This is a genomic window from Microcoleus sp. Pol12A5 (assembly GCF_036701435.1).
Lineage (GTDB): Bacteria > Cyanobacteriota > Cyanobacteriia > Cyanobacteriales > Microcoleaceae > Microcoleus.
Genome location: NZ_JAUBQU010000054.1, coordinates 1 through 16,259, shown reverse-complemented (window position 1 = coordinate 16,259; position 16,259 = coordinate 1). Strand labels below are relative to the sequence as shown.

Annotated in this window: 24 protein-coding genes; 22 read left to right on the top strand and 2 right to left on the bottom strand. The window is 47.6% G+C overall.

Annotated features, from left to right (window positions below; all coding sequences use genetic code 11):
* The first annotated feature begins 24 nt into the window (after positions 1-24).
* The 19 genes from rplE (at position 25) to prfA (ending at position 12,820) form a co-directional block, all read left to right on the top strand.
* Positions 25-570 carry a 50S ribosomal protein L5 gene (rplE, locus tag QUA45_RS15890; protein ID WP_333070033.1) on the top strand — a complete coding sequence of 182 codons (546 nt, stop codon included), beginning with the start codon at positions 25-27 and terminating at the stop codon, positions 568-570.
* Between the two features lie 22 nt (positions 571-592).
* Positions 593-994 (top strand): 30S ribosomal protein S8, encoded by a 402-nt coding sequence (gene rpsH, locus QUA45_RS15885; RefSeq protein WP_190737227.1) that lies wholly within the window; start codon positions 593-595, stop codon positions 992-994.
* Positions 995-1,116: 122 nt separating this feature from the next.
* Positions 1,117-1,665, top strand: a complete 549-nt coding sequence (gene rplF / locus QUA45_RS15880) for a 50S ribosomal protein L6 (protein ID WP_190737229.1) — start codon at positions 1,117-1,119, stop codon at positions 1,663-1,665.
* Between the two features lie 2 nt (positions 1,666-1,667).
* Positions 1,668-2,030, top strand: a complete 363-nt coding sequence (gene rplR / locus QUA45_RS15875) for a 50S ribosomal protein L18 (RefSeq protein ID WP_333095878.1) — start codon at positions 1,668-1,670, stop codon at positions 2,028-2,030.
* 162 nt (positions 2,031-2,192) lie between these two features.
* Complete coding sequence (gene rpsE, locus QUA45_RS15870) at positions 2,193-2,738, top strand: 30S ribosomal protein S5 (RefSeq protein WP_015178718.1); 546 nt, start codon at positions 2,193-2,195, stop codon at positions 2,736-2,738.
* Between the two features lie 146 nt (positions 2,739-2,884).
* Complete coding sequence (gene rplO / locus QUA45_RS15865) at positions 2,885-3,331, top strand: 50S ribosomal protein L15 (RefSeq protein ID WP_333070037.1); 447 nt, start codon at positions 2,885-2,887, stop codon at positions 3,329-3,331.
* Positions 3,332-3,433: 102 nt separating this feature from the next.
* On the top strand, positions 3,434-4,738 hold the full coding sequence (gene secY, locus QUA45_RS15860; RefSeq protein ID WP_190745438.1) for a preprotein translocase subunit SecY: 1,305 nt from the start codon (positions 3,434-3,436) through the stop codon (positions 4,736-4,738).
* 5 nt (positions 4,739-4,743) lie between these two features.
* On the top strand, positions 4,744-5,319 hold the full coding sequence (locus tag QUA45_RS15855) for an adenylate kinase (RefSeq protein ID WP_333221479.1): 576 nt from the start codon (positions 4,744-4,746) through the stop codon (positions 5,317-5,319).
* A gap of 293 nt (positions 5,320-5,612) precedes the next feature.
* Positions 5,613-5,837: a translation initiation factor IF-1 gene (infA, locus tag QUA45_RS15850; protein ID WP_006276978.1), complete on the top strand. Its 225-nt coding sequence runs from the start codon at positions 5,613-5,615 to the stop codon at positions 5,835-5,837.
* Positions 5,838-6,205: 368 nt separating this feature from the next.
* Positions 6,206-6,319, top strand: a complete 114-nt coding sequence (gene rpmJ, locus QUA45_RS15845; protein WP_015178722.1) for a 50S ribosomal protein L36 — start codon at positions 6,206-6,208, stop codon at positions 6,317-6,319.
* Positions 6,320-6,402: 83 nt separating this feature from the next.
* The gene (gene rpsM / locus QUA45_RS15840) at positions 6,403-6,786 is read left to right on the top strand and encodes a 30S ribosomal protein S13 (RefSeq protein WP_006634981.1); all 384 of its coding nucleotides are present in this window, start codon (positions 6,403-6,405) and stop codon (positions 6,784-6,786) included.
* Positions 6,787-6,870: 84 nt separating this feature from the next.
* Positions 6,871-7,269 (top strand): 30S ribosomal protein S11, encoded by a 399-nt coding sequence (rpsK, locus tag QUA45_RS15835; protein ID WP_006634980.1) that lies wholly within the window; start codon positions 6,871-6,873, stop codon positions 7,267-7,269.
* A 174-nt stretch (positions 7,270-7,443) separates the two neighbouring features.
* A complete protein-coding gene (locus QUA45_RS15830; protein WP_202798589.1) occupies positions 7,444-8,388 on the top strand; it encodes a DNA-directed RNA polymerase subunit alpha in 945 nt (314 codons plus the stop codon).
* Between the two features lie 125 nt (positions 8,389-8,513).
* Positions 8,514-8,864 (top strand): 50S ribosomal protein L17, encoded by a 351-nt coding sequence (gene rplQ / locus QUA45_RS15825; RefSeq protein WP_333095876.1) that lies wholly within the window; start codon positions 8,514-8,516, stop codon positions 8,862-8,864.
* 29 nt (positions 8,865-8,893) lie between these two features.
* On the top strand, positions 8,894-9,736 hold the full coding sequence (truA, locus tag QUA45_RS15820; protein ID WP_333221477.1) for a tRNA pseudouridine(38-40) synthase TruA: 843 nt from the start codon (positions 8,894-8,896) through the stop codon (positions 9,734-9,736).
* A gap of 150 nt (positions 9,737-9,886) precedes the next feature.
* Entirely contained in the window at positions 9,887-10,342 is a 456-nt protein-coding gene (gene rplM / locus QUA45_RS15815; protein ID WP_015178725.1) for a 50S ribosomal protein L13, read from the top strand.
* Positions 10,342-10,755, top strand: a complete 414-nt coding sequence (gene rpsI / locus QUA45_RS15810; RefSeq protein WP_006634975.1) for a 30S ribosomal protein S9 — start codon at positions 10,342-10,344, stop codon at positions 10,753-10,755. The genes rplM and rpsI overlap by 1 nt, the downstream gene beginning before the upstream one ends.
* Positions 10,756-11,072: 317 nt before the next feature.
* Positions 11,073-11,381 carry a 50S ribosomal protein L31 gene (gene rpmE, locus QUA45_RS15805; protein WP_333039633.1) on the top strand — a complete coding sequence of 103 codons (309 nt, stop codon included), beginning with the start codon at positions 11,073-11,075 and terminating at the stop codon, positions 11,379-11,381.
* Between the two features lie 344 nt (positions 11,382-11,725).
* A complete protein-coding gene (gene prfA, locus QUA45_RS15800) occupies positions 11,726-12,820 on the top strand; it encodes a peptide chain release factor 1 (RefSeq protein ID WP_333095874.1) in 1,095 nt (364 codons plus the stop codon).
* A 15-nt stretch (positions 12,821-12,835) separates the two neighbouring features.
* Here the strand turns inward: prfA and QUA45_RS15795 are convergent, their stop codons facing one another.
* The gene (locus tag QUA45_RS15795) at positions 12,836-13,273 is read right to left on the bottom strand and encodes a hypothetical protein (RefSeq protein ID WP_333095873.1); all 438 of its coding nucleotides are present in this window, start codon (positions 13,271-13,273) and stop codon (positions 12,836-12,838) included.
* A 227-nt stretch (positions 13,274-13,500) separates the two neighbouring features.
* Here QUA45_RS15795 and QUA45_RS15790 point away from each other — a divergent pair, with 227 nt between their 5' ends.
* Both QUA45_RS15790 and QUA45_RS15785 read left to right on the top strand, forming a co-directional pair.
* Positions 13,501-13,866, top strand: coding sequence for a helix-turn-helix transcriptional regulator (locus QUA45_RS15790; RefSeq protein WP_333149641.1), 366 nt, complete (start codon positions 13,501-13,503; stop codon positions 13,864-13,866).
* 623 nt (positions 13,867-14,489) lie between these two features.
* Positions 14,490-14,708 carry a hypothetical protein gene (locus QUA45_RS15785; RefSeq protein ID WP_333221475.1) on the top strand — a complete coding sequence of 73 codons (219 nt, stop codon included), beginning with the start codon at positions 14,490-14,492 and terminating at the stop codon, positions 14,706-14,708.
* Positions 14,709-14,721: 13 nt separating this feature from the next.
* Here QUA45_RS15785 and QUA45_RS15780 read toward each other — a convergent pair whose 3' ends face one another.
* On the bottom strand, positions 14,722-15,360 hold the full coding sequence (locus QUA45_RS15780) for a pentapeptide repeat-containing protein (protein ID WP_333100636.1): 639 nt from the start codon (positions 15,358-15,360) through the stop codon (positions 14,722-14,724).
* Between the two features lie 57 nt (positions 15,361-15,417).
* On the opposite strand from QUA45_RS15780, the gene QUA45_RS15775 reads away from it, so the two are divergent.
* Complete coding sequence (locus QUA45_RS15775) at positions 15,418-15,963, top strand: phosphatase domain-containing putative toxin (protein ID WP_333100637.1); 546 nt, start codon at positions 15,418-15,420, stop codon at positions 15,961-15,963.
* Positions 15,964-16,259: the final 296 nt, after the last annotated feature.

Sequence of the window (16,259 nt, the reverse complement as noted above, 5' to 3'; positions counted from 1 at the left end):
GACAGTTAACGAAACACAAAAACTATGCCGGACAAACTCAAGGTTCTTTATCAAGGAAAAATCGTTCCCACACTGATGGATCAGTTTAAATATACTAATATCCATCAGGTTCCCAAACTCGTCAAAGTCACAGTGAACCGCGGTTTGGGAGAAGCATCTCAAAACGCTAAGGCACTGGATTCGTCGATCAACGAAATTGCCATCATCACCGGGCAAAAACCAGTGGTGACGCGGGCGAAAAAAGCGATTGCAGGCTTCAAAATCCGCAAAGGAGTACCCGTAGGCGTTATGGTGACGCTGCGCGGCGATCGGATGTACGATTTTCTCGATCGGCTGATCAACCTCGCACTCCCCCGAATCCGCGACTTCCGCGGCATCAGCCCCAAAAGCTTCGACGGGCGCGGCAACTACAGCTTGGGTCTGAGAGAACAGCTAATTTTTCCAGAAATAGAATATGACCGCATCGATCAAATTCGAGGCATGGACATTTCAATTATCACCACAGCAAACACCGACGAAGAAGGACGCGCCTTGCTTAAAGAAATGGGAATGCCGTTCCGGGACAACTAAGCACTAGAGTAAGAAGCAAAAGATGGCAGCTAACGATACCATAGCAGATATGTTGACGCGCATTCGCAATTCTTGCATGGCGCGCCACCAAACAACGCAAATTCCAGCTACAAAAATGACCCGCAGCATCGCCCAAGTCCTCAAAAGTGAAGGCTTCATCGGCGAATTTGAAGAAGCAGAAGAAGGGGTCAAGCGACATTTAGTGCTTTCTCTAAAGTACAAAGGTAAAACTCGCAAGCCCATTATCACGGCACTGAAGCGAGTCAGCAAACCAGGACTGCGCGTTTACTCGAACCGTAAAGAATTGCCCAGAGTATTAGGCGGAATTGGCATAGCCATTATTTCTACCTCCAGTGGCATTATGACGGATAGAGAAGCTCGACGCCAAGGTTTGGGCGGTGAAGTGCTTTGTTATGTTTGGTAGTCATTAGTCATTAGTCATTAGTCACTGGTCGTTGGCAACAGACTCAAAAATCAATCACTAAGGACTAATAACTAAGCACTAATAATCAAGGACTAATAACTAAAAACAAAGGACAAAAAACTATGTCGCGAATTGGCAAGCGTCCGATTAGCATTCCCAATAAAGTCACCATCACCCTAGACGGTCAAAAAGTAGCCGTCAAAGGCCCTAAAGGTGAACTTTCTCGAGTAATCCCAGCCGAAATCCTCATGGGAATTGAAGGCGAGACTTTACTCGTTACCCGCCGAGACGAATCTCGCGTCGCCAGACAACTACACGGCTTGTGCCGCACCCTAGTCGCCAACATGGTCGAAGGTGTATCCCAAGGTTTTCAGCGGCGTCTCGAAATTATCGGCACAGGTTATCGGGCACAGGTTCAAGGACGGAACCTTATTTTAAACGTCGGTTACAGCAAACCCGTTGAAATGCCCCCTCCAGAAGGCATCACAATGGCAGTTGAAGGCAACACCAACGTCATTGTCTCCGGCATTGACAAAGAACTCGTAGGCAATACAGCAGCCCGCATTCGCGCAGTGCGTCCGCCCGAAGTCTACAAAGGCAAAGGCATTCGCTACAGCGGCGAAGTCGTCCGGCGCAAAGCTGGTAAAACAGGCAAAACAGGTAAGAAGTAACAATGAAGCTTACTCGCAAAGAATCAGTCCAGCGCAGACACCGCCGTGTTCGGCGCAAGGTGTTTGGCACCGCCGAACGTCCCAGACTAGCGGTATTTCGCTCAGAGCAGCACATCTACGCTCAAGTAATAGACGATACCGCCCAGCACACTTTGGCCGCTGCGTCAACCCTCGATCCCGAATTGAAGTCAAATCTCAGTTCTGGCGGCAACTGCTCCGCGAGCGTGCAAGTCGGTCAGTTGATTGCCAAACGCTGTTCCAGCGCTGGCATAGTCAAAGTCGTATTCGATCGGGGGGGCAACCTCTATCACGGTCGTGTCAAAGCCCTCGCAGAAGCAGCTCGCGAAGCGGGGTTAGACTTCTAGAGGGGGTAATGGGTAGCGGGTAATGAGTAATTAAAAAGTAAAAAGTCAAAAGTTGAAAGTTAAAAGGCAAAATCCAGATTTCTTCTATTTTTACTTTTTACTCAAACAATTACCACTTGCCGATCGCCTTTCACCAATTACTAATTCCCACAGGACAAAACTATGGCAGAACAAAAAGAACAGCGCACCAAGAAAAAAAGCAGCAGCAACAAAACGCGGGAAAAAGAATCCGAATGGCAAGAGCGGGTCGTTCAGATCCGGCGCGTTACCAAAGTAGTCAAAGGCGGTAAAAAACTCAGCTTCCGCGCCATAGTCATTATCGGCAACGAACGCGGTCAAGTTGGAGTAGGAGTCGGCAAAGCTAGCGACGTAATTGGTGCAGTTAAAAAAGGCGTCGCTGACGGCAAAAAGCACCTAATTGAAGTTCCCCTCACCAAATCTAACTCCATCCCTCACCCCATCAACGGTGACGGTGGCGGAGCTAAAGTCATGATGCGGCCGGCCGCTCCGGGAACCGGGGTAATTGCAGGGGGAGCAGTGCGAACTGTTCTCGAATTAGCAGGAGTCCGCAATATCTTAGCCAAACAGCTAGGTTCCGGAAATCCCTTAAACAACGCCCGAGCCGCAGTCAATGCCCTGTCCACCCTCCGCACCTTGTCCGAAGTTGCTCAAGAGCGCGGAATTCCAGTAGAAAATCTCTACGGTTAGGGCACGCGAGAATGGGAAACTGTAAGTTTTGAGTGTTAAGTGTTTGCGGTGAAAATAAAAAAATCCGCAACTTAAAACTCACGCACTCAAAACTACTGGGTACCCTCTCTCTAAATACCAAATACCAATTACCAATTACTAAAACTATGAGATTGCAAGACGCCCGACCCAAAGCAGGCTCCCAAAAGCGCCCCCGACGCTTGGGCAGAGGTATTTCTGCCGGTCAAGGCGCGAGCTCCGGCAAAGGGATGCGCGGTCAAAAATCTAGAGCCGGTAGCGGCACTAGACCGGGTTTTGAAGGAGGTCAAAATCCTCTCTACCGCCGTCTCCCCAAGTTGAAAAGCTTCCCTCTAGTGAACCGGAAAGAGTACACTACCATTAATGTAAGTAAATTAGCATCGCTGCCAGCAAACACAGAAGTTACTCTCACCTCTTTGATGCAAGCGAAAATTGTCAATACTGACAACGGGCCGCTGAAAATCTTAGGAGATGGCGAACTGAATGTACCTTTGCAAGTGCGCGCCTCGGCTTTTACCGCAGGTGCTCGCACCAAAATTGAAGCCGCAGGCGGAAGTTGCGAATTAGTTGCGTGAAGATTTGGGGTTTGAGAGTTTGTCCAAATCTCAAATCCTCAAGCTTGCTATCAGAAAATGATTTAGTCGAAAATCCCAAATCTAAAATCCAAAATCGTAACTATGGACGTTAGTAGAGAGAAAGCGCCAACTGCACAAGAGACGTTCATGCAGATGGCTCAAGCTGCTGGTTTACGAGGCCGCATCCTCGTAACCATTGGCTTACTGATTTTAGTACGCCTGGGTGTCCACTTGCCAGTCCCCGGTATCGATCGAGTCGCCTTTGCCCAAAACGTCCAAAATAGCCCTTTAATCGGCTTTTTGGATTTGTTCTCAGGAGGCGGCTTGTCAGCTTTGGGGATTTTCGCGTTGGGGATTTTGCCCTACATTAATGCTTCAATTATTGTGCAACTTCTAACTGCGGCTCTGCCAAGCTTAGAAGACTTGCAGAAAAATGAAGGAGAAGCAGGGCGGCGCAAGATTTCTCAAATTACTCGCTACGTTTCTTTGGGCTGGGCAATTCTCCAAAGTATTGGCATTGGGATTTGGGTCAGCCCTTTTGCTCAATCTCCATCGCCTTTATTCATAGCACAAACTGCTTTGGCTCTGACGGCAGGCTCAATGTTTGTAATGTGGATATCGGAAGTAGTGACTGAACGAGGTATCGGGAACGGAGCGTCGCTACTGATTTTTATCAACATTGTGTCGGTATTGCCACGCTCTTTGGGACAAACTTTTGAATTGGCTCAAAGTGGCGACACGCAAGTTGTCGGCCGTGTAGTCGTTCTGCTGCTGGTCTTTTTGGTGACGATTGTCGGGATTGTTTTTGTTCAGGAAGGTACTCGCCGCATTCCGATTATTTCGGCTCGTCGCCAAGTCGGCCGCAAAGTTTATCGGGAGAGCCGGAGCTATCTGCCCCTGCGCTTGAATCAAGGCGGAGTGATGCCGATTATTTTTGCATCTTCGGTTTTGATTGTGCCTTCTTTCCTCGCTCAGTCTCTCAATAACCCGTTTTTGGTTCAAGTTGCTAATGTTTTGAGTCCGAACGGGCCGACGCCTTGGGCTTACGCGCTGTTTTATCTGACTTTAATTCTGTTCTTCAGCTATTTCTACGCTTCGTTGATTGTCAACCCCGTAGATATGTCTCAGAACTTGAAGAAAATGGGTGCCAGCATTCCTGGAATTCGTCCCGGTCAGAAAACCAGCGATTATGTGGAGAAGGTTTTGAACCGTTTGACTTTCTTGGGAGCGATATTTCTCGGTCTGGTGGCAATTGTACCAACTGCTGTAGAAAGCGCGATCGGAGTGCAAACTTTTAGAGGTTTTGGTGCAACTTCCCTGCTGATTTTAGTAGGTGTCGCGATCGAAACTGCTAAGCAAATTCAAACTTACGTCATCTCCCAACGATATGAAGGAATGGTGAAGTAATCGCAATGCAATTGATTTTTATGGGGCCTCCAGGGGCGGGAAAGGGAACTCAGGCTCAGCTCTTAGCCGCTCTCTGGAAAATACCTCACATTTCTACCGGTGACATCCTGCGCGCCTGCGTAGTTGCCAAAACAGACTTGGGTCAAAAGGCGCAAGCCTACATGGATCGGGGTGAGTTGGTTCCTGACGAGTTATTAATGGATATCGTGCAAGAACGTATGAATCAGCCAGATGCTCGTGCTGGCTGGATTCTCGACGGCTTTCCCCGCACAGTCGCCCAGGCAGCTTTTTTTGACAAACTGCTCTGCGATGTTGAAGGAAGTACGTCTGGAAAGGACTGCGCTCTCAGAGCTGTCAATTTGGACGTTCCTGACAATGTTTTGGTGGCTCGCCTGCTGTCGCGGGGGCGTCAGGATGACAACGAGCAGACGATTCGTCGGCGTTTGCAAGTTTACCGCGAGCAAACTGAACCTTTGATTGAGTTTTACAGAAACCGCGAACAGTTAGTTGCGGTTGATGGCGATCGACCAATGGAATTAGTCACCGCAGAACTGCAACAATCTCTCTCGCGCGACTCTTGAACCCTCTCAATACAGCTTGTTACTCACAAGCTTTTGCTAAGATATGTTAACTAGGAGCTTTTTGTGCTATCAGGTTTTGTGAGGGTTGCTAGAGACCGGATTGAACTCGATACTAATTGCCACAACTTTAATCAAGTAAAGCTAAAGCAAGCGGTTGGTTGAGTAAAGTTGTCGATCGAGTCGCCCGAATTCTTGCCCCCCGTTCTCGTTTGACTCCTACCAGTAAATAGGTTTTGAGACCAACGCCGGGACACTCCTAGTTAATCAAATGTAGAGTTGAGGTAAATACCAAATTGTCTAAGCAAGATTTAATTGAAATGGAAGGGACAGTGACGGAATCCCTGCCCAATGCGATGTTTCGCGTTGACCTAGATAATGGGTTTAACGTCCTAGCTCACATTTCCGGCAAGATCCGCCGCAACTACATCAAAATTCTGCCTGGCGATCGCGTCAAAGTCGAATTGACTCCCTACGACTTGACCAAAGGCAGGATTACTTATCGCCTTCGGAAAAAATAGGCTTAGATAAAACTTTCTAAAAACTAATTCTAAGTTTAATTTAGAGAGAATTTGGTAAAAAGCTTCAAATTTATGCTATAATGCTACGTTTGTAGTGTTGCCGAGAAGGGCGTCAACAACCCACCGGTGTACCGGGTTAAGTCATTGTTACACCGTAAAAGTATCGCTGGGCCAAACTCTGGCGCAGGCGAACTTTACCCAGCAATGGGAGTGGGTGCAAGCGGGCTCCTTCATGAAACAACCCGCACTTTATACAATTTAATCGAGGAGAGGTCTACACCTTGCCCAGCCTCTCCTCCCACCGCTCTACGGGCAGTCCCAGCGTGCCTGTTCTCCGCTAGAGCGGGGTTCTCCAGGCAGGAAGAAAGATGAAAGTTCGAGCATCTGTCAAAAAAATTTGTGAGAAATGTCGCGTCATCCGCCGTCGCGGTCGAGTGATGGTGATATGCACTAACCCGAAACACAAACAGCGCCAAGGTTAGAAAAAACGAAAATTGGGCACTGCACGCAGGTGCATCCTAATTGAACATTGTAGCCAAATAGGAAAACTAGGGAGACAAAAAGTGTGGCACGGATTGCCGGGGTAGACCTTCCACGCGATAAGCGCGTCGAAATAGGTCTGACATACATTTACGGAATAGGCTTGTCGCGGGCCCAAAAAATTATCGCTGCAACAGGCGTAAATCCTGACACTCGCGTTAAGGATTTAACAGAGGCCGACGTGACAGCTCTGCGGGCTCATGTAGAAACCACATACCAAATCGAAGGAGACCTCCGGCGCTGGGAGTCAATGAACATCAAGCGCCTGATGGACATCGGAACTTATCGCGGTCGGCGTCACCGTTTGGGTCTGCCAGTGCGGGGACAACGAACCCGTACCAACGCCAGAACACGTCGTGGCGTCCGCCGAACAGTTGCGGGCAAGAAAAAGGCACCTTCCAAGAAGTAACATCTTTTTGGGAAAAATACGCTGGGGGCTGCTCGCTCCTAGCGCTTCGGGACATTAGTTGAGAGAAACGTTAAAGAGACTAATATGGCGCGACAACAAACAGGCAAGAAATCTGGTGCAAAAAAGCAGAAAAGAAATGTACCCAATGGGGTAGGCTACATCCAGTCTACCTTTAACAACACGATTGTAACTATTACCGACCTCAACGGCGAAGTAATCTCCTGGGCATCGGCAGGTTCCAGCGGTTTTAAAGGAGCTAAGAAGGGAACTCCCTTTGCAGCTCAAACAGCAGCAGAAAGTGCTGCCCGCAGAGCCAACGACCAAGGAATGCGCCAAATAGAAGTAATGGTGAGCGGGCCTGGAGCAGGTAGAGAAACTGCAATCCGGGCGCTGCAAGGGGCGGGACTGGAAATCACCCTGATTAGAGATGTTACCCCAATTCCTCACAACGGCTGTCGCCCTCCCAAGCGGCGTAGAGTCTAAAACGATTTGAGATTTTAGATTTTAGATTTTGGATAATGGCTAACTGCTTAAAGTCAAAAACTAATGGTTCTAACTGTTGCCCCGTCCATCCAAAATCCGAAATCCGTTCAGGGGTATGCTCTGCAATCTAAAATCCAAAATCAAAAATCCAAAGTGGAAAAGGGAGGTCACTCCGTGGCGCAGTTTCAAATTGAATGTATAGAGTCTAACACTGACAAAGACCGCAGTCAGTACGGAAAATTTGTCCTGGAACCGCTCGATCGCGGTCAGGGAACAACTGTTGGGAATGCGCTTCGGCGAGTTCTGCTGTCAAATTTGGAAGGGACGGCAGTAACTTCAGTCCGCATCGCGGGTGTCAATCACGAGTTTGCCACGATCGAAGGGGTACGTGAGGATGTTCTAGAAATTCTCCTGAACATGAAAGAGGTCGTCCTCAAAACTCACTCTCAGCAGCCGCAAATCGGCAGGTTGCGGATTGAGGGGCCTGTCACCGTTACTGCCGATCGATTCGATTTGCCCTCCGAGGTCGAATTGATAGATCGCTCCCAGTACATTGCAACTCTCTCCCCGGGCTCAGTTCTGGAAATGGAATTCAGAATTGAAAAAGGCATCGGATACCGAGCAGTAGACCGCAGTCGCGATGATGGCTCGGCTTTGGATTTCCTCCAAATAGACGCCATCTTTATGCCGATTCGCAGAGTCAACTACAGCGTTGAAGATGCTAGGGTAGGCGGCACGGTCGAGAAAGACCGGCTGATTATGGAAATCTGGACTGATGGCAGCGTGACTCCTCAAGAAGCTTTGAGTCAATCTGCCAACATCCTGGTAGATTTATTTGCACCTCTCAAAGACATCACCCAAGATTCTCTCAAACCAGAGTATCCAGGTGAAGCAGATCCTACTAGCCAAATTCCGATCGAAGAATTGCAGTTGTCAGTCCGGGCTTACAACTGTCTCAAGCGGGCTCAGATCAACTCAGTCGCAGACTTATTGGATTATACCCAAGAAGACTTGCTCGAGATCAAGAACTTCGGGCAGAAGTCTGCCGAAGAAGTGATTGAAGCTTTACAAAAACGCTTGGGCATTACCTTGCCACAGGAAAAATCAGCTAAAAGTTAATCAACGGGTAACGGGTAAAAAAGTTCTGAATTTTAAGTAGGTGAGTTTTTAAGTTAAAGAATTCACCGCTCAAAACTCTCGGACTATCCCGGCGCCCAATTACCAATTACCAATTACCAACTGCCATGCGTCACCGCTGTCGCGTTCCCCAACTCAACAAACCGGCTGACCAGCGCCGCGCTATGCTGCGCTCGCTGACTACCGAATTAATCCGCCACGGTAAAATTACTACCACTCTCGCCCGCGCCAAAGCGCTGCGCCCAGAGGCTGACAGAATGATTACCCTGGCAAAAGATGGCTCATTGGCCGCTCGCCGGCAAGCTATGGGCTTTATCTACGACAAACAGTTAGTACACGCTTTGTTTGAAGCAGCCCAAGAACGGTACGGCTCGCGCAACGGGGGTTACACCCGCGTAGTGCGAACTGTCCCCCGTCAAGGAGACAATTCCGAAATGGCGATCGTTGAACTGGTTTAATTCAATTTTGGGTTGGAGATTTGTGATTTATGACTGACAATCCAAAATCCCCAATCGAAAATCCCCAATCGATACAGCGCGTTGCTCTGGTGATCCAATACCTCGGCACTAACTTTCACGGTTGGCAGCGACAGCCGAACCAGCGTACAGTACAAGAAGAAATTGAAACAGCAATATCGACTGTTCTGGAACGCCCGGTAACGCTGCACGCTGCTGGGAGAACCGATGCGGGAGTTCACGCTGCTGCTCAAGTAGCGCATTTTGATGCCCGCGGCCCAATTCCGGCTCACCGCTGGGCAAGTGTTCTTAACTCTCGACTGGCAAAAGATATTTTAATTCGAGCTTCGGCAAAGGTGGAACCTACCTGGCACGCTCGGTTCTCAGCCAGTTGGCGACGCTATCGCTACACCCTTTATACAGACCCGACCCCTAACTTGTTTGTGCGTCCTTTGGCTTGGCACTGCTATCACGCCCCTGTGGATGAATCTTTGATTCAGACAGCTTTGACACCGCTAATCGGGCGGCATCACCTGGCTGCTTTCCACCGCGCGGGTTCTGCCCGCCCCCATTCGTGGGTGGACGTGCAAGCAGCCGAGTGTCAGCGTTCTGGGCCTCTTATCTATATTGAGGTTCAGGCGAGCGGGTTTCTGTACGGGATGATGCGGCTGCTGGTGGGGTTGCTGGTGCAGGTGGGTCGCGGGGAAAGGCCGATCGAGAATTTCACCGATATCTGGGTCAACGAACGCCGAGAAATGGTAAAATATGCCGCTCCCGCTCAAGGTTTGTGCCTGCTGCGGGTTGGCTATTCAGAATTTCCCTTTCCCCCAGATGTCTGGTACGACACTCAGCCAAAATTAGTCATTAGTCATTAGTCATTAGTCATTAGTCATTAGTCATTAGTCATTAGGTAACTACTAATAAAAAACTAAGGACAACTAACAATTAAAAACTGACAACTGACAACTGACAACTGACAACTAACAACTAACTAACAACAGTTAACTAACAATTAACAACAAACAATGAACAAAACTTACGTCCCTACTCAAGACTCCCTAGAGCACAAGTGGTACGTGGTCGATGCCGCCGACCAGCGGCTGGGCCGTCTGGCAACTGAAGTTGCCATGTACCTCCGGGGGAAACACAAACCGACTTACACTCCTTCTATGGATACCGGCGACTTCGTAATAGTCATCAATGCTGACAAAATCGCTGTTACTGGCAAAAAACGCACCCAGAAAATCTACCGCCGCCATTCTGGAAGACCGGGTGGCATGAAAACAGAAACTTTTGCCAAATTGCAAGCACGTTTGCCCGAAAGAATTGTCGAAGAAGCTATACGAGGAATGCTGCCTCACACTTCTCTGGGCAGACAACTGTTTACTAAACTGAAGGTGTACGCTGGCCCCAACCACCCGCACCAAGCTCAAAAACCAGAAGAATTAATTGTTCACACGATTCCGGGAGGAAATGAGTAATGCAAGCAACAGATACATCGGGCCGCGCTGTGTACTGGGGTACCGGCCGCCGCAAGCGTTCCGTAGCGCGGGTGCGCTTGGTTCCCGGCACTGGCATACTGACTGTCAATGGTAAAGAGGGGGATTTGTACCTGCAATTCAACCCTACTTATTTGGCTCTCGCTAAGGCCCCTCTGGAAACTTTGGGTCTGGAAAATGAGTACGACATTTTGGTAAAAGTCGAAGGCGGTGGCTTGACAGGTCAGGCTGACTCGATTCGCTTGGGTGTCGCTAGAGCACTTTGTCAATTAGACCCTGACAACCGCAAGCCTCTGAAGACTGAGGGCTATTTGACTCGCGACCCGCGGGCCAAAGAACGGAAAAAGTACGGTTTGCGCAAAGCTCGCAAAGCTCCTCAATACTCGAAGCGGTAATCGAGGGAAGTTCGGCAACGGATTTTTTAACGGATGTAACGGATGTAACGGATGTAATGGAAGTTCGGCAACGGATTTTTTAACGGATGTAACGGATGTAACGGATGTAACGGAAGTTCGGATTGACGGATTGACGGAAGAAGGTAGAAAGAAAAGGCAAGAATCATTCAGATTTTATCTGCCTTTTTTTCAATTTTATTTCCGATTCCTAATTCCTGGTTACAAAAGGTATAAGACAAAATTGGTGCTGTTGTTGGTTTAGAAGTCCTGCGGCAGCTAAAATGGTTGTAAAGTCAAAAATTAGAGAGTAAAAAACAATGGCAAAAGATGGCATTCACCCTGAGTGGTATCCCGAATCTCAGGTTTATTGCAACGGGGAACTGGTGATGACTGTGGGTTCAACTAGACCAAAGCTTCAAGTTGATGTCTGGTCGGGAAATCATCCTTTTTATACTGGCACTCAGAAGATTATTGATACTGAAGGTCGTGTCGAGCGCTTTATGCGGAAATACGGCATGAGCGAGGTAGAAATGCCGAAGGCAGATGCTTCCTCTGGACCCCTGAAAATGGAAGAACCCAAAGCAGATGCTTCTAAGGCTGCTGGTAAAGGCAAAAAGAAGAAGTAGCCGGATTGTCATTTGTCCGCAGTTTGTTGAGAGTAGTTCTTTCTACTGGCAACTTACCGCCTTCGGATTTTAGATTTTAGATTGAAGACTTGCTAAGGCTGGCAGTTGAGTTCGATCGAGTAGAGTTTGATCGACATCTATCCTAACTGCTCTTGAGTTCTAAAATCTAAAATCTAAAATCTAAAATCTAAAATCGATCCGCCCTCGGATTGGAGAGTTTAGATTGAAGACTTGCTATGCAGGCAGTTGAGTTCGATCGAGAGTCTATCCCAACTGTTCTTCAAATCTAAAATCTAAAATCTAAAATCTAAAATCTAAAATCGATTGACAAAGGACAACTGACAATGGCTGAATCTTATTTGCTGGATAAATTGAAGTCGGTAGAGCAAACTTTTAATGAGTTGACTCGCCGCATGGCTGACCCGGATGTGGCTAGGGACAATCAAGAGTTTCAACGGGTAGCGAAAGCTCGATCGTCCTTGGAGGAAGTGGTCGATACTTTTGCTCTGTGGAAAACCACTCAGGAAGATTTGGTGGGCGCGCGACAGGTTCTCAAGGAAGCCGCGGGCGATCGAGATATGCAAGAAATGGCGGCGCTGGAAGTTCAGGAACTTGAGGCGAAGCTGGAGAATTTGGAAAGTCGTTTGAAGGTTTTGCTGCTACCCCGCGACCCGAACGATGACAAGAATATTATGCTGGAAATTCGGGCGGGTACTGGCGGAGATGAGGCTAGTATTTGGGCTGGAGATTTGCTGCGGCTGTATTCACGCTACGCTCAAACTCAAGGCTGGCAGGTGAAGTTGGTGAGCGAGTCGCTGGCGGAAATGGGCGGCTTTAAAGAGGTGATTCTGGAAATTACAGGTGACAGCGTTTACAGCAAGCTGAAGTTTGAGGCTGGAGTACACCGGGTGCAGCGAGTGCCTGTGACTGAGGCCGGCGGCCGGGTGCATACTTCGACGGCGACGGTGGCTGTGATGCCGGAGGTGGATGATGTGGAGATTCACATCGATCCGAAGGATATTGAGATGAGTACAGCTCGATCGGGCGGTGCTGGCGGTCAAAACGTGAACAAGGTTGAAACTGCTGCGGATTTGTTTCACAAGCCGACGGGAATTCGGATTTTCTGTACTGAGGAGCGCAGTCAGTTGCAGAATAAGGAGCGGGCGATGCAGATTTTGCGGGCTAAGCTCTATGAGATGAAGTTGCGGGAGCAGCAGGATGAGGTGAAGTCGCGGCGTTTGGCTCAGGTTGGTACGGGTTCACGCTCCGAGAAGATTCGCACTTACAACTACAAGGACAATCGGGCTACGGACCACCGTTTGGGGGAGAATTTCTCGCTCAATAGTGTTTTGGAAGGGGATATTGAGGCGATTATTCAAACTTGCATTTCTCAGGATCAGCAGGAACGTTTGGCTGAGTTGGCTGCTTCTACTAATTGATGGAGTGATGGGGGACTAGGCGCATTGTTTGCTCAGCCTCAGTTCCCTTGTTACGCGGGAGATATGGTTGAGTAGAGCCTCCCAAATTGCGTCGGCGATCGCCACTGGATATTTGAAATGTTCGAGGTCGTATTGTACAATGACTTCTAGAGGTGCTAGGATTTGCTGCTTTCGACAACTGGCAATTGCTGCGATCGCCTCTTGTTGCCATCTGGCAAATAGTCTGTAGCTGAAAAAGGAACTGCATTTTTGTCCTTTCTTGTTCAGGTAAACGACTATTACTTGATGTTGTTTGGGGTAGACTTTCACTATGTGTTTTACAGGCATTCTCAGGGCTTCGGCTGCTTCTATGTTGGAGATTTGCCAGCACTGGGGTTTTAGCCAACCGGAGGCTGTGAGGCTTTGACGGGTGCCGCTGGGCTTGTGAGTTTTTAGATTGCGTCTCTTGGTCATTTTTACTTTCCCTGATGTCTGTCTTCGGTTTCAAAGTTTGATCGGGCTGTCCCCTTATGTTGGGTTCCTCGCTCAGAACCATTTGTTTAGCGACTCCTTGGGTCTATCAAAAGTTAAGTTGTAATTATTAGTGTACTTGCAATTCTCTTTTGTGTCAAGTATAATTATGAATTGCAAGTGGAAAATTTAGGAGTTGGGAAGTAAACTGAGTTATGTGGGATTAAGTAGTGACGGCAGTTGTGAACGCAGAAGCTAAGAAAAAATTGATCGAGATTGTCAAACTAGCTCGCGGTTCGATGAGTCAGCGGGCATTCGGCAAGCTTCTGGGCGTCTCTGCGACTGCGGTTCAGTTGTGGGAAAAAGGTCAGAGCATCCCAGATACAGAAAATTTGGCTCAGATTGCTGTGAGGGCCGGGTTTACACTTGAAGAGCTGCTCGCTCATCTGGAAGGCAAACCCATGCTTGAACCGGTAGATACTAACGATCTGCTGAAAAAAATTCAATGTATACCAATTAGTGAGTTAGCCGTGGTTGGTAGAGCGGTGATGGATAGACTCGCGGCGGCGGCTGAGTCGTCTGGGAAATATAGTTGATGTATCACTTCGTAAGTAGACTGGTAGATACGGTTGAGTAACCTTCGAGTCGTGAACATCCAAAATAGACAAAAACTTAGCGAAATCATCAAAACTGCTCGCGGAACAATGAGTAATATCATGTCCGGTCGATCAACCATGATTAAACTTTTGCCTCTGGCCACCCAGAGAAATGAGTCTAATACCAATTCACTATGAAGCTGCATTTAATATAACGCTAAGGATATAGTTCCAACCAGAAAGACATCAACCTCATTTAGTGTATCTTCATAGTAAATTGGTATAATCAGTTGCGATTAACTCAAGTATTTTTGCAGGTGGGTTTGGTAGAATTGAGGCAGCATTTTAATCGCGGTCTTGTTGAAATAATAAGACCTTATTTTTTACCATAATCTGGAGGCTGAATTAAGGTTTATTTTTTGGCGAAAAAAGTCTGTTGTCAATAAGCTGGGAATTTTTTCACCTTGTCTGAGTCCTATAACCCTTAATTCATCTTGGTTTGGGGGCGCTTGTCGCCCCCTGAAAGCGGATAGATTCGCTGCATCGGCTGAAGCTGCTGGGAAATGAGTATTAGATAAATTTATCTGTAAACTAGGAGTTGTGTTTATCTGACGAGTAATACTGTGGACGCTGAAGCTAGGAAAAAATTGAGCAAAGTTGTGAAGCTAGAGCGTGGCGACCTGAGTTTTAGCGCTTTTGGTAGGTTATTGGGAGCCTTTGGGGCTGCTGTTCAGTATTGGGAAAAAGGAGAGGTTATCCCCGATATGGTGGCGGATGTACGCGAATTAACGCAGATAAATGTTGACATGATTTACCCACCGGGTGTGAGAGGGAGTATTTAAGGGGGATTTGGTATTACTCAACTATCGCCCCATCTAAGCTTGTTTTTCTTAAATCTGTTCTCGCTAAATTTGCACCTCTTAAGTCAGCACCTGTTAAGCAAATATTGCTTAAATCTGCATAACTCAAATCAGCACCTCTGAGATTAGCATCCGATAAATTCGCTCCTGATAAATTCGCCCTCACAAGTTGCGATTTACTCAAATTGCTGCCACTCAAATTTGCCGATTGCATCTGTGCTGCTATTAAGTTAGCTTTACTTAAATTAGTGTCGCTGAGGTTAGCCAAATTCAATTTAGCATAACTCAAATCAATGTTTTCCAAGCAAAGTTGGCTCAATTGCGCGCATCGCAAGTTGGCATTAATAAAAAATCTGTCTCCAATCGCATAACGGCGCAGCAATTGGTCAGCTTCCAGCCGAATTAAAACAGGTTCGCAAGTATTTTGGTAGCACCACGATGTCTCCAGCAAACGGGCGGCTGCTTCAATTGCTACCTTGTCGCATTTAGGGAGCACCAAACTATTGCACCCATCCCACTCACCGTTGAGCATGAATGCCATCTCAGAAGCTGCTGCACTTGAGTCGCATAGCAAAACGGTTTCGGGTTTGGGTTGCAGCCAATTAATTAAGGCGATCGAACTCTTGTTTTTCAATGTAGATTCAGGATTGGTGTGTCTTTCTTAATTATAGGTAAAAATATTGAAAACAGTATGCACAAATTCGCGGCGGCTTCAGAGAATGAATTAATTGTGTTTGGTGCAGCCAGACCAGGATACCGCGATGCAGAAATTGCTCGCTGGATTGAATTTATGCAGGGGCATAATATCAAGCAAGTTTGCTGCTTGCTGGCTCAGACCCAACTCATCCGCTACACTGACTTACTGGGAACATATAGGAACATCTTTGGGTGCGATCGAGTTTGCTGGGCACCGATTCCAGACTTTGAATTGGTCGATCGCGATATTTTAATCGATCGAATATTACCGTTTTTGGAATCTGCAAATAGCAAAGGCGAACGGGTGGTAGTTCACTGTTCTGGGGGGATCGGACGTACAGGTCAGGTTTTGGCTGCTTGGTTGGTCAGCGGGCGGGGATTGTCTAACAAACAGGCGATCGCAGCAGTAAAAAAAACCGGCAGAAATCCCTATGAAGCAGCGATCGTAGCTTGTTTGAAAGGTCGAAACCCCTGGCTAGTGGTTGAAGAACTTAATGCTCTATTAGATGATTGTCGCCTTGCTGCGAGAAATGATATATAGCACTATACCAACTATATATATGTGCCAATTGAGTAACTCCTAAAAGATTTAAAAGACTCAGCTTCCTACGATCGAACTCAGGCATCGCACAAATGAGTGTTTTGGCTGTCACCCTTAGCCTATCCCCTGGCGTTTTTGCGAATATTACAGAACAAATAATGCACTTACAGCAGCGCAAGATCCTTAAAGCAACGGCGCGTTAACTCGATTCTTGCGGATCAGGGTAAGAGCATCTCAATCACGCTTGACAAAAGGACTCAGAAGAATCTAATATATTGTCAGTCAAACAAGAACGG

What these genes read in the sequence shown, in the direction of transcription:
- rpsH (WP_190737227.1), top strand. Translation starts at nt 593, where the DNA reads ATGGCAGCTAACGATACCATAGCAGATATGTTGACGCGCATTCGCAAT.
- rpsK (WP_006634980.1), top strand. Translation starts at nt 6,871, where the DNA reads ATGGCGCGACAACAAACAGGCAAGAAATCTGGTGCAAAAAAGCAGAAA.
- rplM (WP_015178725.1), top strand. Translation starts at nt 9,887, where the DNA reads ATGAACAAAACTTACGTCCCTACTCAAGACTCCCTAGAGCACAAGTGG.
- rpsI (WP_006634975.1), top strand. Translation starts at nt 10,342, where the DNA reads ATGCAAGCAACAGATACATCGGGCCGCGCTGTGTACTGGGGTACCGGC.
- prfA (WP_333095874.1), top strand. Translation starts at nt 11,726, where the DNA reads ATGGCTGAATCTTATTTGCTGGATAAATTGAAGTCGGTAGAGCAAACT.
- rplR (WP_333095878.1), top strand. Translation starts at nt 1,668, where the DNA reads ATGAAGCTTACTCGCAAAGAATCAGTCCAGCGCAGACACCGCCGTGTT.
- secY (WP_190745438.1), top strand. Translation starts at nt 3,434, where the DNA reads ATGGACGTTAGTAGAGAGAAAGCGCCAACTGCACAAGAGACGTTCATG.
- truA (WP_333221477.1), top strand. Translation starts at nt 8,894, where the DNA reads ATGACTGACAATCCAAAATCCCCAATCGAAAATCCCCAATCGATACAG.
- QUA45_RS15775 (WP_333100637.1), top strand. Translation starts at nt 15,418, where the DNA reads ATGCACAAATTCGCGGCGGCTTCAGAGAATGAATTAATTGTGTTTGGT.
- rplO (WP_333070037.1), top strand. Translation starts at nt 2,885, where the DNA reads ATGAGATTGCAAGACGCCCGACCCAAAGCAGGCTCCCAAAAGCGCCCC.
- rpsE (WP_015178718.1), top strand. Translation starts at nt 2,193, where the DNA reads ATGGCAGAACAAAAAGAACAGCGCACCAAGAAAAAAAGCAGCAGCAAC.
- QUA45_RS15855 (WP_333221479.1), top strand. Translation starts at nt 4,744, where the DNA reads ATGCAATTGATTTTTATGGGGCCTCCAGGGGCGGGAAAGGGAACTCAG.
- QUA45_RS15795 (WP_333095873.1), bottom strand. Translation starts at nt 13,273, where the DNA reads ATGACCAAGAGACGCAATCTAAAAACTCACAAGCCCAGCGGCACCCGT.
- rplQ (WP_333095876.1), top strand. Translation starts at nt 8,514, where the DNA reads ATGCGTCACCGCTGTCGCGTTCCCCAACTCAACAAACCGGCTGACCAG.
- rplE (WP_333070033.1), top strand. Translation starts at nt 25, where the DNA reads ATGCCGGACAAACTCAAGGTTCTTTATCAAGGAAAAATCGTTCCCACA.
- rplF (WP_190737229.1), top strand. Translation starts at nt 1,117, where the DNA reads ATGTCGCGAATTGGCAAGCGTCCGATTAGCATTCCCAATAAAGTCACC.
- rpmE (WP_333039633.1), top strand. Translation starts at nt 11,073, where the DNA reads ATGGCAAAAGATGGCATTCACCCTGAGTGGTATCCCGAATCTCAGGTT.
- rpmJ (WP_015178722.1), top strand. Translation starts at nt 6,206, where the DNA reads ATGAAAGTTCGAGCATCTGTCAAAAAAATTTGTGAGAAATGTCGCGTC.